At 28.5% G+C, this 16,419-nt stretch carries 15 protein-coding genes and 1 tRNA gene; 5 read left to right on the plus strand and 11 right to left on the minus strand.

Translation table 11 applies throughout. From position 1 onward, the window contains the following. The first annotated feature begins 46 nt into the window (after nt 1–46). Together OIF33_RS05615 and OIF33_RS05620 are read left to right on the plus strand one after the other, a co-directional pair. Complete coding sequence (locus OIF33_RS05615; RefSeq protein WP_322503228.1) at nt 47–490, plus strand: FMN-binding protein; 444 nt, start codon at nt 47–49, stop codon at nt 488–490. Nucleotides 491–525: 35 nt separating this feature from the next. After that, nucleotides 526–1,554: an FAD:protein FMN transferase gene (locus OIF33_RS05620; protein ID WP_322503229.1), complete on the plus strand. Its 1,029-nt coding sequence runs from the start codon at nt 526–528 to the stop codon at nt 1,552–1,554. Nucleotides 1,555–1,750: 196 nt separating this feature from the next. Here OIF33_RS05620 and eutH read toward each other — a convergent pair whose 3' ends face one another. From eutH to tsaD, 5 genes are all read right to left on the minus strand, one after another. Then, nucleotides 1,751–2,875, minus strand: coding sequence for an ethanolamine utilization protein EutH (eutH, locus tag OIF33_RS05625; protein ID WP_322503230.1), 1,125 nt, complete (start codon nt 2,873–2,875; stop codon nt 1,751–1,753). A gap of 152 nt (nt 2,876–3,027) precedes the next feature. Then, complete coding sequence (locus OIF33_RS05630) at nt 3,028–3,357, minus strand: PTS sugar transporter subunit IIB (RefSeq protein WP_322503231.1); 330 nt, start codon at nt 3,355–3,357, stop codon at nt 3,028–3,030. A gap of 288 nt (nt 3,358–3,645) precedes the next feature. Next, a complete protein-coding gene (locus tag OIF33_RS05635) occupies nt 3,646–5,043 on the minus strand; it encodes a S1C family serine protease (RefSeq protein ID WP_322503232.1) in 1,398 nt (465 codons plus the stop codon). Between the two features lie 114 nt (nt 5,044–5,157). After that, entirely contained in the window at nt 5,158–6,174 is a 1,017-nt protein-coding gene (locus OIF33_RS05640; RefSeq protein ID WP_322503233.1) for an alpha/beta hydrolase, read from the minus strand. 14 nt (nt 6,175–6,188) lie between these two features. Further along, complete coding sequence (gene tsaD, locus OIF33_RS05645; RefSeq protein ID WP_322503234.1) at nt 6,189–7,208, minus strand: tRNA (adenosine(37)-N6)-threonylcarbamoyltransferase complex transferase subunit TsaD; 1,020 nt, start codon at nt 7,206–7,208, stop codon at nt 6,189–6,191. Nucleotides 7,209–7,349: 141 nt separating this feature from the next. Here tsaD and OIF33_RS05650 point away from each other — a divergent pair, with 141 nt between their 5' ends. Both OIF33_RS05650 and OIF33_RS05655 read left to right on the plus strand, forming a co-directional pair. Continuing rightward, nucleotides 7,350–7,982: a RusA family crossover junction endodeoxyribonuclease gene (locus tag OIF33_RS05650; protein ID WP_322503235.1), complete on the plus strand. Its 633-nt coding sequence runs from the start codon at nt 7,350–7,352 to the stop codon at nt 7,980–7,982. 8 nt (nt 7,983–7,990) lie between these two features. Then, complete coding sequence (locus OIF33_RS05655) at nt 7,991–8,551, plus strand: GDSL-type esterase/lipase family protein (RefSeq protein WP_322503236.1); 561 nt, start codon at nt 7,991–7,993, stop codon at nt 8,549–8,551. A gap of 151 nt (nt 8,552–8,702) precedes the next feature. Here OIF33_RS05655 and OIF33_RS05660 read toward each other — a convergent pair whose 3' ends face one another. Together OIF33_RS05660 and yedF are read right to left on the minus strand one after the other, a co-directional pair. Then, nucleotides 8,703–9,665, minus strand: a complete 963-nt coding sequence (locus OIF33_RS05660) for an NAD(P)/FAD-dependent oxidoreductase (RefSeq protein WP_322503237.1) — start codon at nt 9,663–9,665, stop codon at nt 8,703–8,705. A gap of 31 nt (nt 9,666–9,696) precedes the next feature. Continuing rightward, nucleotides 9,697–10,269: a sulfurtransferase-like selenium metabolism protein YedF gene (yedF, locus tag OIF33_RS05665; RefSeq protein WP_322503238.1), complete on the minus strand. Its 573-nt coding sequence runs from the start codon at nt 10,267–10,269 to the stop codon at nt 9,697–9,699. Nucleotides 10,270–10,451: 182 nt separating this feature from the next. Between yedF and OIF33_RS05670 the strand changes: the two genes are divergently transcribed. Beyond that, the gene (locus tag OIF33_RS05670; protein WP_322503239.1) at nt 10,452–12,329 is read left to right on the plus strand and encodes an LTA synthase family protein; all 1,878 of its coding nucleotides are present in this window, start codon (nt 10,452–10,454) and stop codon (nt 12,327–12,329) included. A 51-nt stretch (nt 12,330–12,380) separates the two neighbouring features. Here OIF33_RS05670 and OIF33_RS05675 read toward each other — a convergent pair whose 3' ends face one another. From OIF33_RS05675 to OIF33_RS05690, 4 genes are all read right to left on the minus strand, one after another. Then, nucleotides 12,381–13,901, minus strand: coding sequence for a hypothetical protein (locus OIF33_RS05675; RefSeq protein WP_322503240.1), 1,521 nt, complete (start codon nt 13,899–13,901; stop codon nt 12,381–12,383). Between the two features lie 16 nt (nt 13,902–13,917). Next, on the minus strand, nt 13,918–15,336 hold the full coding sequence (locus tag OIF33_RS05680; RefSeq protein WP_322503241.1) for a HAMP domain-containing sensor histidine kinase: 1,419 nt from the start codon (nt 15,334–15,336) through the stop codon (nt 13,918–13,920). A gap of 58 nt (nt 15,337–15,394) precedes the next feature. Then, nucleotides 15,395–16,078, minus strand: a complete 684-nt coding sequence (locus tag OIF33_RS05685; RefSeq protein ID WP_322503242.1) for a response regulator transcription factor — start codon at nt 16,076–16,078, stop codon at nt 15,395–15,397. 256 nt (nt 16,079–16,334) lie between these two features. Beyond that, nucleotides 16,335–16,409: transfer RNA gene (locus OIF33_RS05690), tRNA-Asn, on the minus strand. Nucleotides 16,410–16,419: the final 10 nt, after the last annotated feature.

Raw genomic sequence — 16,419 nt, forward strand, 5'->3', positions numbered from 1 at the left:
CTTTAAAAATATATTTATAGTAAAAAGATTATTTAGGAGGATTTTTATGAAAAAAAAGATTTTGGCTATTATACTCTCGACTTTGGTGGCTTCTAGCTTCGTAGCTTGTGGCTCTTCAAACGATTCCAAACTTAAGGATGGTGAATATTCAGTTGAAACAGCTAAGGCTGATGATCATGGCTATAAAGCTAAGCTAAACATTAAAGTAGAAGATGGAAAAATAACAGAAGCAAAATACAACGAATTTAATGGGGAAACTAATGCAATAAAACGTGATGATAAAGGTTATAATGAAAAAATGACAGGGGTTTCTGGAATTGGTCCTGCTGATTATGAACCTCAACTTGAAAAAGCTTTAGTAGAAAAGCAATCTTCTGACATAGATACTATTACAGGTGCTACTAGCTCTTCTAACCAATTTAAAAAATTAGCTGAACAAGTATTAAAAGATGCTGAGGAAGGGAAAAAAGAAGCAACTTTAGTTGAATAGTGAGATAACATAGTATCTTATTAAGGGAGGGTAAAATGGTATACTTAAGACATATATGCATTTTCTTATCTATGTTTTTAATTTTTAGTTTAAACGGATGTAATACTAAAAAAGAACCCATAAGTAAATCTAGTTTTTTTATGGGGACAATAGTGAACATAACTTTATATGATAAATTTGATGAAATAATACTAGATAAGGTGTTTAATAAAATAAACGAAATTGAATCCTTACTTAGTCTTAACATAAAAGACTCTGAAATTAATAAAATAAACAACAAGGCTGGAATAGAACCAGTAAAAGTAAGTTCTATTACCTTTGATGTTATAGAAAAATCTCTTGAATACTCTAAACTATCTAATGGAAATTTTGATATAACCATAGGTCCTTTAGTAAAGCTTTGGGGAATAGGAAGTGAAAATGCTAAGTTGCCTAATGATACTGAAATTTTGGATACTCTTGATCTAATAAATTATGAAAATATTATTTTAAATGAAGAAGAAAGCTCTGTATTTTTAACTGAAAATAATATAATTTTAGATTTAGGTGCCATTGCTAAAGGATATATAGCTGATGTTATATCAGAACTATTGATAGAGGACGGAGTAACTAAAGCTATTATAGATTTAGGAGGTAATATTTTTGCTCTAGGAGAAAAAAGTAAAAATGAAAATTGGACAATAGGAATTCAAAATCCTTTTGAAAATAGAGGTGCTCCATTAGGAACTTTAAGTATATCCAATCAATCAGTAGTTACTTCTGGAATTTATGAGCGTTATTTGGAGGTTAACAATATTAAATATCATCACATTCTTAACCCTCAAACAGGTTATCCATATGATAATAACTTAGCCTCTGTAACCATAGTCTCCTCTAAATCTATAGATGGAGATGCTCTATCAACTTCAACCTTTGGCATGGGGGTTTTAGAGGGATTAGAATTAGTAGAGTCTCTTGAAAACATAGAAGGAATATTTGTAACTAAATCAAAGGAAGTCTTTATATCAAGTGGATTAAAAAATAATTTTAAATTACTTGATGATTCCTTTGTAATAGTAAATTAAAAAAGAGGTTGTATCAAAAATAACTTAAAATAAAACTTATAAATATATTTAGAGAATTACCGAATGGTCCTAAAAATTTATAAGTATTATTACTTTAAGTCTTGATACACCCTCTTTATATTTTTATTATTACTATAATCATAAACAAATCATAATCATTAAAATTTTTGATTAAACTTTACTTTTTTTATATAAATTAAGACTCTATAGCAGTAGTTATCTCTTCACAACTCTCCTTTTCCTTGCTAGACTCAGCTGATTTTTTATATACTAATAAAGCTAAAACCATAGCGGCAATACCTGCTATTAACTTTGAAGCTATGTATATATTTATAATTTCTGGTGTCTTAAGAGATACGAAGCCTAATTGTCCTCCAATAACAAAAGCTCCACTAACACTAAAGGCAGTTAAAGCTACTCTTCCTTTAGAGCTCATTTTATCAAAACTTTGAAATAATATTATATTTGAAGCAAGAGTTCCTAAAAATGCTGCAATAGAAAACTCATCTATATTTATCTTTTCTCCAATCTTACTTAATCCATTTGAAAATTTCTCTGTTATAAAGTTAATTAAAGGATATGCTCCACCTAAGAATATTGCTATTTTTCCAACAACGCTTAAAGCCTCATCTATAGGCAAAATACCTCCCATAGGCTTTATTCCTATAATAGATAAAAATCCTAAAATTAAAAGTCCTAATATACTGACAAACTGTATTATCTTGCCTAATTTTATAAAAATCTTAACAGTCTTATTTTTAAATTTATTCATGCAAAAAGCTAGTATAAGTGCAAATATTATTAATGGTAGAATATTAAACAACAATAATCTAAAATCCACTCCTAAAAATATCCCTGCAACTATAGGCGCTATAGGTAATGTCATTATCCCATATAATAATCCTGTTGTTAAATCCTCAAGATATTTCTCATCTATAATTCCCAAAGCTAATGGAATGGAAAAACTTATTGTGGCACCTAAAGTAGAGGCTATTATTACGCCTGAAATCCAATACATTTCAATATTAGAAGATAAACTTTCTGCTATTCCAAGTGCTCCCATATCTATTGCTAAAAACATTGATGGAAATATAGATGGATCAATACCTAAAAAATTTCCTATTGGAGTTAATAAAAATCCTATAACTTGTCCAATAAACGGTGAAAGTGAATATATTCCTACCATAGATATCGCTATTGATCCCATAGAAAGCATACCTTCTTTAAACTTTTCTCCCAAACCTATTTTATTATTATTTATGTAGTCAATTCCACTAAGCACGAAAAAAATTCCTATTATTCCAAGAACAATCTTCTCCAAACTCTCGCCCCCTTAAAACTCTATTTTTTTAGTATATTTTACTCCCCTAATCAATTCAATACATATAACTTTAAATTTTCAATTTATTAAACATATAAAAAAAGATTGTATTAAAAATTTTAAGTAATACAATCCTTTTTTTTATTATTATTTTATAGATTACTTATTGCTAATTCTTTATTATATATTAACTCTAAAGCTTGATTTAAAACTTTCTTACCATTCATAGTGCCATAGTCAGCACTATTTATAAGGCTTATTGGTATATCATGACCAACCTCTTTTTTTAATTTATTAAACAAGTACTTTACTTGAGGACCTAACATTATTATATCTGCTTCTTTTTCATATTTTTTTAGTTCAGATTCTCCTATGGCAATTACAGAACAATCAACGTTTAATTCCTTTGCTGCTTTTCTCATCTTAGAAACTAATAAAGATGTAGACATTCCCAATGTACATAACAATACTATTCTTTTCATATTTAATCCTCCCAATGAATTAATACCCTTTTTGTTTCTACCCTTTAACTTTTTAATGTGTTTTAGTATATAATATATAATTATTTATCTTTAAGACTAAAAACTATATATTATTATTTTATGACCAAAAATAATAATTAACAATTAATTATATGTAATATATTTTATTTTTATTTAAAATTTTACATTTTATTTATCTTTTTACAACTATTTTTTATATGTAATTTATTTTTACTTTACTAAAAATAAAAAGAACTCAGAAATCTGAGTTCTCTTATAAATCATTAATTAAGAAACTAATTTTATTTGTACGTTCATTTTTTTACCATCTCTAATTATTTGAACTGGCACTGTATCGCCCTCATTGTATTGGCCTTTTATTTCATTTAATTCTTCTACAGTTTTTACTCTCTTTCCACCAAACTCAACTATTAAGTCTCCAATTTTTAATCCGGCTTTTTCAGCTGGACTAAACTCTTGTACTCCAACAACATAAACACCTTCTTCTAAGTTGTTTTCCTTCGCTATTTCTGGAGTAATATTTCTAGCCTGAATTCCCATCTTTAATATTGGTTTTGATAATGAACCTAATCTTGTTTTAACTTCATTTATAGGAATTGCAAATCCTATTCCTTCTATATCTTCCCCAACCTTTTTAGCTGTGTTAATTCCAATAACTTCTCCTTTAGAGTTTATTAATGGACCACCACTGTTACCAGGGTTAATAGCTGCATCTGTTTGTATATAATCTAAAACATTTCCGTTTTCTGTACTCATCTTTCTATTTGGTGAACTTACTATACCTTTAGTTACTGTTGAACTAAATTCTTTTCCTAATGGATTTCCTATAGCAATTACTTCTTCACCAGCTTTAACTGTTGCTGAATCTCCTAATTGGGCTATTCCAGGCATCTTAACATCATCTGTTATTTTTATTACCGCAATATCTCTTTCTGCATCATAGTTTACAACCTTAGCATTAACTTCTTTTCCATCTGAGAATATTACTTTAACTTCTTGAGCTCCATTTATAACGTGATAGTTTGTAACAACATAACCATCTTCATTTATTATGAAACCTGATCCTAATCCTTCTTGTTCTTTAACATTAAAGAATTGATCTCTAACTAAACTCTTTGTTGATACTCCAACAACGGCTGGTGTAACTTTTTCAACCACTTGAGGAACTGTTAAGGCACCTTCCTCACTTTTAAATGCTGGTGGATTAGATGCTGAATTACTATTATTTATATTTCCTAAAGTATTTGTTTTGGTATTATTTCTTAAAGCATAATATACTCCGCCAGCACCTATAGCTCCACCTAGCATAGCAACTATAATAGCCCCTGCTATTATTCCTAATCCTTTTTTGAATCCGCTCTTTTTCTTTGCTTTTTTCTTTTTACCATTATCTTTTGATTCCTTAGGTTCTTCATTTTTCTCCTCATTAGAATCTAATGGATTCTCTTCTTTTTTAACTTCTTCATCTGAAGTAATCTTATCATCTATGTTTAATTGCTGTGTTTTATCCATGTTTGTTTGAGCAGTATTATCATTTAAACTTATATTTTCTTCTTTTGCTGTCTCTTTTTCCGTATCTTTATTTGAATCTAAATTTTTATTTTCCTTATCATCAAACCCAAAGTAGTCATTTAAATTTTCATCCTTTTTATTAAAATCACTCATTAGTACATACCCTCCTAAATATTCAAATTCCATGAGTTTATAATAACCATTTTTTGTGTCATTTCAATGGCATATTTATGGCATTTTAGTGTCATAGGATATGTTTATTTCGGCTTATTTTTGCTCTTCTGGACTATTATCCTGAATAAATTTTATACTTTCTAAAAGTAATTCAGGTTTCTCTAAAGGTATAACATCTGTTTTATTTTTAGCATCTATTATTTGTACCTTACCTTCTGAAGTAAGCTTCTTTAAACTCTCCTGTTCATTTACAAAAGCATTATCATTTACTATTATGCTCAAAGGCTTACCATTTAATAATCCAGATTTTTGTGAATTACTACTTTGTTCTAAAATATTTGTAAGTTCACTATAATATGCACTATTATAGTCACTCTTAGTTCTTAGGATATCATATGTCTTAAGGCTTTCTTGACTTAAATTTGAGTCTAATCCAGTAGGATTTTTTAGCATACCAAACTTATTCATTATTGATGTTAAACCAAAATAAGAACCGTATTTTTGTATGGCTCTACTAAATTTTTGATCTGAAAACTGCTTCATATAATCTTTACTATTTAAAGCTTCTTCACTGATTGGATCTATAAGAATAACTCCTTGTACTAATTCTGGATAAAGTTCTGCAAAGTTGCACATAACTAACCCTCCATAGCCTTCTCCTACAAGTATATATGGTCCACCAATTCCAACTTTTTTAAGAATCATTCTAAGCTGCTGGGCCTGCTCTTTAACACTTTTATCTTTTACTGATTCAGAAAAACCATATCCAGGTCTATCATATGTAAATGTCCTGTATCCATATTCCTTTTCTATAAGACTTTGTGCCTTCTCCCACTCACTTATACCTAAACCTATGTCTGAATCCATGATTATAGTTGGTTTACTTTCACCTTGAAAGTTAAAATAATTTTTCTTACTATCGATTCTTACATACTTAGTATCTGGTTCTATTTTACTACTATCAATCTTATTTACTATGATTTGATAAGCAAAGCCTATAAGTACTAAAACCAACACAAATAAAAATATATTTTTTATTACACTCATAGGCTTTATTTCTCTGTTCTTATTTAATTTATGAAATCCATTGGAGTACGGAATAAACTTCATTAATAATTCAGCCCCTATCTTTCTCCTAATCTTAGATTAGGTTTTGCATTAAGATTCATTTCAGATGTATTTCCTTTTAACAGTTCAAAGTATGCAGCACTACCTATCATGGCAGCATTATCTGTACAAAGTATTGGTGATGGGAATAATACCTTTATTCCTCTTTTTTCTCCTTCTTTAAGAAGGTTTTCTCTTAAAGCACTATTTGAAGCAACACCACCTGCAATTGCTATTTTATCTGCTTTTCTCATCTTACATGTCTTTATAGCATTGTCAGTTAATACTTCAACTACTGCCTTTTGAAAACTTGCTACTACGTCAGCTTTATTAATTTCTTCATTCTTCATTTCCATCTTATTTAAATAATTTAGTACAGCTGATTTAACTCCACTAAATGAAAAATCTAAAGTATCATCATGAAAATTAGCTTTTGGGAATTTTATAGCATCCCTATTACCTTCCTTAGCTAATTTATCTATTTTAGGTCCACCTGGATATCCTAAACCAACAGCTCTTGCTACCTTATCAAAGGCTTCTCCAGCAGCATCATCTCTTGTTTCCCCTATTATTTCGAACTTTCCATAATCTTCAACATGAACTACAAAAGTATGACCTCCTGAAACCACTAGACAAACAAAAGGCGGTTCTAAATCTTTATGATCTATAAAGTTTGCACTTATATGCCCTTCTATGTGATTAACACCTATTAAAGGTTTATCTAAAGAATATGCTAATCCTTTAGCATATTGAAGTCCAACTAAAAGAGCTCCAACTAATCCTGGACCATATGTAACAGCTATTGCATCTATATCATCAAAAGTTACCCCTGCAACTTCAAGTGCTTCCTCAACTACAGCATTTATAGCTTCTATATGTTTTCTTGATGCAACCTCTGGTACTACTCCTCCAAATTTAGTATGTGTATCTATTTGAGAAGATATTATATTTGATAAAACTTCTCTACCATTAACTACAACAGCTGCTGCTGTTTCATCACAACTACTTTCTATTGCTAATATAATTTTTCTATCCATTTTAATCCCTCTTAATTTCAATTTTTCATGTAAACATAAAGTATTATACTTTATCTGTTAAATACATTCAAGAAATGTAAATACCTAATGTTACATTATGATATAATCTATATTATTATATCATATGATTGGGGGTTTACTATGAATTCATATGCAAAAGTTATAGTAAAAGGCTCACCTATTACTAAATCAAATTTTAAACTATCAAACGCTCAAGGGCGAGCTATTTTACCATCCAATTCTGGAAAATATCATGATAGATATGCTTTGTATGAGGAACAAATAGCTTATGAGGCTAGAATACAAAATCCTAATGTGGTTTTAGAAGAGTCCTTAATTGCGGTTTTAAAAGTTTATTACAAAAGTTCTAAAAGACATCCAGATACTAGTAATATAACTAAAAGTATATTTGATGGAATTGAAAAAAGCGGCTTAATAATAAATGATATGCAAATTAGAAGAATAATAACAGAGGAGTTTTATGATAAAGAGAATCCTAGGTTTGAATTAGAACTTTTCGGAGAAAGTTCATATAGCTTTAATTATCATATAGAAAAACGTGAGGAAGAAACTGAAAAAATTCTTTATTCACCACCACCTAATAAAAAAAGAAAAATTACTAATAATACTAAAGAACAAAAAAAATCTTCTATGGCTAAAGAAAATACAAGCACAATGTGCTCTATTTGCAATAAAGCTATTATAGGCAATGATTTTATTACAGCTAATAAAGGGACAACTATAGTTTGTAAAAAATGTTTACTAAGAATGTAGGTGATTATATGAACATAATTTGTATAGGTGATTCTTTAACCTTTGGTTATGGTGTAGGTCAAGATAATTCATGGGTTTCACTTTTAAATGATGAAAACAATAATTTTTTAAACAAAGGGGTTAATGGAGATACTTCCACAGGAATTTTATCTAGAATTTATTCAATATTAAAATCAAATGACTCAGATATTTGTTTAATAATGTGTGGTTCAAATGATATTTTAATGAACAAATCAATTGATTCTATAATTGAAAACATTAAATTAATGGTTGATGATTGTAATTCTTTAAGTATAAAGCCATTAATATTATCTCCACCTAAAATATATGAATCACTAGCTCTTGAAAGATGGGATTCTTCTATAAACTACCCTAAATGTAATTCTAAGCTTGAAGAATACTCTAATAAATTAAATTCATTTTGTAAGGAAAACAATTTATTATTTATAGATATAAATAATAATCTCCCTTTGGATTCTTCAAATTATACTGATGGATTACATCTAAGTATAAAAGGAAACATATTATTATCTCAATTGGTAAAAAGAGCTTTAGATAATTATATATAAAAAAAGGCTAAAATTCAGAATTTGCATTAAGCTCACTCTGAATTTTAGTCTTTTTTATCTAAAGCTTAGAAACTCTTCATAACAGATTGAAAAGACAATAATCTTAAAGTTACTGGCTATAGCACATACAATATTAGATTAATACTAAAAATTAATTTTTTAAATATTCATTTACAGAATCTCCAACTTTATATCCTTCTTTTGCTGCTACATCAGATAGTTCATAGGCATGTAATACATTACCACAAGCAAATATACCATTTTCTGATGTTTCAAAATTTTCATTAACCAAAATAGTTTCGCTACTATTTGATATTCTTAATCCCATCTTTTTGCCTAAAGCACTTTCTGGTATCCATGGAACGGATATTAAAAGAGAATCACATTTTATAAAACTCTCCTCTTCTCCACCTTTGCTTATCATTACTCCCTCAACTCTCTCAGTACCTAATACTTCATTTACTGTGTATCCAAGCTTAACAGGAATATTAAATTCCTCAATTATATTTTCAGCAATATATTGAGAAGAATTAAGATACTCTTTACTCTCAATAATAGCTCCTATTTTAGCACCTTCTATAATAAGTCTTCTAGCAACAATCATATCACTATCATGTGAACCTATTATAACTATATTTTTACCTGGAAGATATCCATAAAGGTTTATAAACCTATGTGCTGTTCCTGATGTATATATGCCTGTGAATTTATTTAAAGGAACACTTACGTTACCCTTAAACTTTTCTCTACTTCCAGTAGCTAAAACTATTGCTTTAGTCTTCATCCTTTTCATACCTTCATCAGGATTAACATAGCTTATTTCTTTTTCTTTAGTTATTTCTAATACAGTGGTATTTAACTTAACATGAATACCTAGTTCACGAACCTTAGTGACAAAGTATTCCACAAACTCACTGCCAGTAACTGCTTCTCCTAAAGTTTCTTTTCCAAATCCACAATGAATACATTGGTTTAAAACTCCGCCTAAAACATCTTCTCTTTCAAGAAGAAGAACTCTATCTATGCCATTTTCTTTTGATTTTATAGCTGCAGCCATACCACTTATTCCGCCACCTACAACTACAACGTCATATTCACATAAAATATTCTCCATATTACAAAAATGTTTTCTCCTCTCAAAAGTATTATAATTTTATAACCTTACTAGAAGTATTCATAGATTCTACTATAGTGTACATGTTGCTTATTTCACCTATAGCTAAGTCTTCTTTTATTCCATAAAAATCTAAACATGTTCCGCAGCTTAAAATCTTAACGCCACGTTTTTCTAAAGTTTTTAATGACTCCAATACTTCTGACTCTTTAACTGTAAGTTTAACTCCGCCATTTAAGAAGATAAGTTCCTTTGGTATAATATCATTTTCTGATAATGTGTATAAATAACCTTTCATAAGGATAGTTCCTAAGTCATCATTTCCTTCTCCTAATTTATCAGTACTTACCACAATTACAAAATCATCTTCATTCTTTGCAACTTTAGTTTCACCATTCTTTTCTATATTAATTATATAATTTCCGTCTTTTTCTATAGCATTACAAGTATATCCACAACCATCAGCATATTTACAGATATTATTTTTAGCCACCTCATTATCAACTACTACTTCTGCAATACCTTCTTCTATTGAATCAAAATATTTTTTTGTATTTATTACCGGCATCGGACAAGCCATACCTATACAATCTATTTTTTTCATGACCTCACCTCTTAAAATAATCTATACTATAAAGATATCATATTTTTATGAATTGAGAAAATCAAAGTTCATCTAAAAAAGTTCTTTTTAACCTTTTTTGTAATAATTCCTTCATACTATTAACATATTATTTTATGATATAATATTAACTAGCTTTTAATAATTAAAGAAGGGGTGTTTTGATGCAAGAAAAAGTAAAGGTAAATAACGGTCTTGCTAAATTAAAAGAGTCTCTTAATAAAAATGCTTTAATAAGACTAGGTTTTTATATATTCACATTAATAGCCGTAGTTTTAAAAGGAGCGCTTTTTTTAGGTTTCTCTCTAAATCAAGATCCACGTGTGCTTAATTTTGGATTAGGATATAGACAAGCTAGTTATTTTTTAAATTATTACATAGCATTTGCAGCAATATTCATAAGTATATGTTTCTTATTTAAAAACAAAGGTAAATTTTTCTCATTAATAATTGTAGACTTATTTATCTCTATACTTACAATGATGGATATCTGGTATTTTAGAGGATTCCAAACAGTTCCATCAATAATGCTATTAAAGCAAACTGCTAATTTAGATAATCTTGGAGATAGTATTTTTTCCATGGCTACTCCATATGACTTACTATTTTTCGTAGACTTTATTATTTTAATAATAGCTTTCATAATTTTTAGAAAAAGCTTTAAAAACTGTAAGTCTAACTGGAAGGGTACTTTAGTTGTTTTAATTATCTCAATTTGTTACATAGGTTATGTTCCTTTTAACGTTAATGTTTTAAAAAGAGAAAATGTTAAAAACTCATACTTATTTAGCAACTATGACCCAACTGATACAGTAGAGTATTTTTCACCAGTCGGTTATCATATTTTTGACATATATAATGTTTACAAAAATTCTAAACCGTATGAAATGACAGCAGAAGATCAAGCACAAATAAAAGAATACTATGATTTTAAAAATGAAAATCTACCTGATAATGAATACAAGGGAATGTTCAAAGGAAAGAACTTAGTAGTAATACAAGTTGAATCTCTTGAAGACTTTGTTATAAATCAAAAAATAGATGGACAAGAAATAACTCCAAACATAAATAAGTTATTAAATAATTCTATTTATTTCCCTAATATATTCGAACAGGTTAATGAGGGTACAAGCTCTGACTCTGACTTAATGGTTAATACTTCTATGCTTCCATTAAGACAAGGAAGTACTTTCTTTAGAAATCCAGCTACAACTTATAACTCAATGCCTAACATCTTAGAAAAAGACGGATACAGTACTATTGCTATTCATCCAGATAAAGGTTCATTCTGGAACTATGCTCAAGGATTAACTGGCATAGGTTTTGATAAGTTTGTAGATTACTATTCATTTAATCACGATGAAACTATTGGAATGGGAATAAGTGACGGAAGCTACTTCAAACAAGTTGCACCAATGCTTAAAGAAATGAAACAACCATTCTACGCATTTACAGTCACTTTAACAAGCCACGGACCATTCGATTTACCAAAAGATTACCGTGAATTAAAACTTAGTCCTGAACTTGATAATAATGTTTTAGGAGGATACTTCCAAAGTGTTCATTACACTGATGCTCAAATAGGTATGTTCATAGACTTATTAGAAAAAGAAGGCCTTTTAGAAAACACTGTTGTTGCAATAGAAGGTGACCATACTGGTCCTCATAAATATTACAATAGTAATATTGAATCATTATCTAACCCAGAGTCTTGGTGGCTAGACAATGGAAATCATACAGTTCCATTAGTTATTTATAACCCAAGTGTTAAGACTCCTGTAAAAGATGATGTTTATGGTGGCCAAATAGATATAATGCCAACACTTTTATACTTATTAGGTGTTGATAACAATGTATATCAAAATACAGCTTTAGGTAGAAACTTATTAAATACTAATAGATCTTACGCAGTCTTAACTGATAGAACTGTAAAAGGAGAACTTACAGATAAAGAAAAACAAATAGTAGGTAATTCATTAGATTTATCTGATAAGATGATTAGAGCTAATTACTTTAAAGATAAGATACCTAATAATAATTAAAGAAAAGAGCTGAATTTAATATTTTAAATTCAGCTCTTTCTTTAATCTTTATTAGGTTATTTTTTTAGCTCCATATACATTTTCAACAGTTTCATTCCAGTACTTAACGTAATCCCCTACAGCCCATTCAGCCATAACAATTTTTTCATCACTATTTATGTTAATCTCTCCTAACCTTTCACCTAAACGGCCATCTGTAATCTTATATATTGACAATTTATCCTTAGCTAAGGTTATCGCTATTTTTCCATTTGGTGCTGTCACAACATCTCTAACATCTCTTCCTAATGATGAAACTTGACTCCAAGGAACCGCTAACGTATCATAGTTTATCAATATAGGCACTGGATTTATATTTATATCAAATGGTTCAGAATTATCAAATGATTTCTTTTCATTTAATAAACCTTCTAAATGCCAATTTCCATTTTTTCTCTGAAGAGTTATATTAGAATATTTATTTTTAGTATAATATTCTTTTCCATCTATATTATATTTCTGAATAGCTTTTTCTTCACTCTTATTATAATTTTCCTCTTGTTCTTTTCCAAAAAGATTAACTATGTCCATACTTTTATATGTATTCATAGTATCAATTGGTATTATGTTATATTCATTATAACTTCCTTTGAAGTCATCTCCTGAATAAGATTCTAACCCAATATAATCATTTCCTACAAAAGTTATTTCTTCATATATTCCTTTTTTAGTTTGTTCACCTTTTACTTCTTTTTTATCATTTGGATCCTTCTTTCTACTTGTAACTTCAAGTTTATTTTCCATTACACCATTTTCAAAATTTGAATCTAAACTTATGTTTGAGAATCCATTAACTCTTGGTAATAATAAAGAGTCTTCTAAAACCATTATAGGCTGAAGTTCATTATCAATTACAGATATCCATAATGTTTTATAATCAGCCTTCTCAAAATCATCTTTTTCTACGTGAGCTGGCTCTTTAAGCCCAAGTAAAATTCCTACATCCTTTTGATAATATTCTGGACTTATACTTTTTACGGAATACGTATTTCCTTGGTCTACAACCACCTTTTCTGAACTCTTAGTAGATGCCTGTGGAACACTAGAAACTTTCTTTAATTTAATTAGATTATCAGATAATAATATATATGCCTCATTTTCATTAATTGAAATCATATTTAAATATGTTTTATTGCTATCATATATGGCCGTAACATCTATATAATCACTTTTTATTGTATCCTTTATTTCCTTCTTAATTTCTAAATCATCTATTTCTTTAAAGAACACATTTCTTTCTACTCTTTTTAACTTAAAATTAGGATTTGCTATAATGCTTACACCATTTACTACTAACTCATTCTTACTTATATTAATAAATTCTCCTTTTTCAAAGCGAAAAGTTCCATCTGTACTCTCTATATTGTTTTGACTATTATCATGTAATTTACTTACTACTTCCCATTCTCCTAATATCTTTATATTATCTGACTCTGGTGGAGTTATTTTAGATACATCAAAAGATTCATTTTGAGAACATCCTGTCATAAAAATACTAATAATCATAAAGAAGATTATATAAATTTTTTTCATAAAACACCTCTTTTAATTAATTTAACTCATCCTCCACACTGCTTATTAACTTTTTAGGTAAATATATAGTTACCTTTGTTCCCTTACCTAGTTCACTATATATTTCTAAAGTTCCCTCATGTAGGGCTATAATTTCATCACATATAGATAATCCTATACCATTTTGTGACTTTGAATTTTTCCCCTTATAAAATTTCTCTTTTACTCTAGGTAACTCTTCTTTACTTATTCCACATCCAGTATCAATTATATTAATATATATACCTTCATCAGCATATAAGAAATCTATTATTATACTTTCATTTTCATGAGTAAATTTAAACGCATTATCTAGTATATTTATGAATACCTGCTTTAGCCTATCCCTATCTCCAACTATTATAAAATCTTCTTTTTCAATTCCTTTTAGAATAAGCTGCTTATGTTCTCTTTCCGCTCTAGGATTCATATATAATTTTAAGTATTCTATAAAATCTTTTAAGTTTATTTCTTCATATTTTAATTTAATTTTCCCACTAACGAATTTTGAAAAGTCTAAAAGTTCTTCAACCATATTACTTAGTCTATCAGCTTCCTTTTCAATTATGTCAAAGCCCATCTTTAATGTTTCTCTATCCGTAAACTCGTTATTTAAAGTTATAGCCCACCCTTTTATAGATGTTAATGGTGTTCTAAGTTCATGAGAAACTGAAGATATAAATTCATTCTTTAATCTCTCTCTATTTTCGATTTCCTCAGCCATTATATTAAGACTATCAGCTAACTTTTCAATCTCATCATTGGTAACAATTTTATTCCTTACTTTTAAATTTCCCTTAGCCATCTGTTCTGAAACTTTTATTAATTCTGATATTGGATTTACTATACTATTAGCTAAAAAATAACTTAATATTATACCTATAGCTAAAACTGTTAGTCCTATTACAATAAATACTAAGAAAAAGTTTAGTATAAAATTATCAACATTTCTAAGTGAACTTATATATCTTATAACTCCTACAATTTCATTAGACGAATTTCTTAATGGTGCTGAAATAGCCATTACCTTACCAGTATAATCTGGAGCCGTTCCAACCCATTTAGCGGTATCTCCTTCTAAAGCTCTTTTTACATCTATAGGTATAGTATTCTCTTTTTGCTCTAGTCCTATAGAATCCATTATCAATTGCCCTTTTAAATCATAAATTTGAACTTGAGCCTCTGTTTGCTTCCAAAATATATCCACATCTTCATAAACATTTTCTTCTAAACTAACATTTGATAAATATCTCTTATAAAAATCAACAGATATATTTATTTGACTTAATAATATTTCTTCTGTATTTTGATAATAATACCTAGAAATAAAAATCAAGAACATGGCTGAAACTATAATAATAGTTGATAACAAAACAACTAAAAAGTTTTTCATTAGCCTAGTCTTTATACTTTTCATAAACTATACTCCTATCTTTCACCTCTATATCTTTTAATAAGTTAGGTAACCTTAAATACTATCTTTTCCATCTATAGCCTGTTCCCCAAACAGTTTCTATGTACTTAGGTTTTGAAGAATTATCCTCTATTTTTGCTCTTAATCTTCTTATATTAACATCAACTATTTTGGGATCTCCAAAGAAATCAATTCCCCAAACCAAGTTTAATAATTCATCTCTAGTAAATGCCTTACCTGGATTTTGCATGAATATTTTCATCAATAGAAACTCTTTAGGTGTAACATCTATTTCTATCTCTTCTTTATATAAACTTTGAGAATATAAGTCTAACTTGAAGCTATCAACTTCTATGCTATCACTATTATTTTCTTCACTTATTCCCTCTAATCTCCTAATTAAAGCTTTCACTCTTAAAGTTATTTCTAATGGATTAAATGGTTTTAAGACATAGTCATCCGCTCCAAATTGAAGCCCCATTATTTTATCCATATCTTCCCCTTTAGCAGTTAACATTATTATGCCCATCTTAGGAAAACTTTCCCTCAAGGTTTGGCATACTTCAAAGCCACTCATTCCAGGCAACATAACATCTAATATAGCTATATCTGGCTTTTCTATTAATGCTTTTCTTACTCCTTCTTCTCCGCTTTCACATTCTATAACTTGAAATTTCTCTCTTTGAAAATTTATTCTTAAAAAACCTCTTATGCTTTCTTCATCTTCTACAAGTAAAATCTTCATCTCTACAACTCCTTATATTCCATTAAATTTCTCTAACATATTTAAACTATTTAAATTTCAATAAACATTCTCAATATTATTATCATATTCTTTTTTATTATATACAATATTGAACTTTCTTTAATTACAAATAGCTTACACTAAAAATATCGAATTAAATAAAATTTTTATTTTAAATACAAAAAAAGTTATAAACTAATAAAATATTAATTCATAACTTACTTATCTATTTTAAATTAATTTTGAATAAAAAAAATGGCTCCTCGGAGAGGACTCGAACCTCCAACCTATCGGTTAACAGCCGAGTGCTCCACCATTGAGCTACCGAGGAACATTTTATT

Source organism: Clostridium sp. LIBA-8841 (genome assembly GCF_034439435.1).
Taxonomy (GTDB): Bacteria; Bacillota; Clostridia; order Clostridiales; family Clostridiaceae; genus Sarcina.

Bases quoted from the DNA above. Each gene is read 5' to 3' on its own strand.
- OIF33_RS05615 (WP_322503228.1), top strand. From the start codon at position 47: ATGAAAAAAAAGATTTTGGCTATTATACTCTCGACTTTGGTGGCTTCT.
- OIF33_RS05620 (WP_322503229.1), top strand. From the start codon at position 526: ATGGTATACTTAAGACATATATGCATTTTCTTATCTATGTTTTTAATT.
- OIF33_RS05630 (WP_322503231.1), bottom strand. From the start codon at position 3,357: ATGAAAAGAATAGTATTGTTATGTACATTGGGAATGTCTACATCTTTA.
- OIF33_RS05635 (WP_322503232.1), bottom strand. From the start codon at position 5,043: ATGAGTGATTTTAATAAAAAGGATGAAAATTTAAATGACTACTTTGGG.
- OIF33_RS05640 (WP_322503233.1), bottom strand. From the start codon at position 6,174: ATGAAGTTTATTCCGTACTCCAATGGATTTCATAAATTAAATAAGAAC.
- tsaD (WP_322503234.1), bottom strand. From the start codon at position 7,208: ATGGATAGAAAAATTATATTAGCAATAGAAAGTAGTTGTGATGAAACA.
- OIF33_RS05650 (WP_322503235.1), top strand. From the start codon at position 7,350: ATGAATTCATATGCAAAAGTTATAGTAAAAGGCTCACCTATTACTAAA.
- OIF33_RS05655 (WP_322503236.1), top strand. From the start codon at position 7,991: ATGAACATAATTTGTATAGGTGATTCTTTAACCTTTGGTTATGGTGTA.
- OIF33_RS05660 (WP_322503237.1), bottom strand. From the start codon at position 9,665: ATGGAGAATATTTTATGTGAATATGACGTTGTAGTTGTAGGTGGCGGA.
- yedF (WP_322503238.1), bottom strand. From the start codon at position 10,269: ATGAAAAAAATAGATTGTATAGGTATGGCTTGTCCGATGCCGGTAATA.
- OIF33_RS05670 (WP_322503239.1), top strand. From the start codon at position 10,452: ATGCAAGAAAAAGTAAAGGTAAATAACGGTCTTGCTAAATTAAAAGAG.
- OIF33_RS05675 (WP_322503240.1), bottom strand. From the start codon at position 13,901: ATGAAAAAAATTTATATAATCTTCTTTATGATTATTAGTATTTTTATG.
- OIF33_RS05680 (WP_322503241.1), bottom strand. From the start codon at position 15,336: ATGAAAAGTATAAAGACTAGGCTAATGAAAAACTTTTTAGTTGTTTTG.
- OIF33_RS05685 (WP_322503242.1), bottom strand. From the start codon at position 16,078: ATGAAGATTTTACTTGTAGAAGATGAAGAAAGCATAAGAGGTTTTTTA.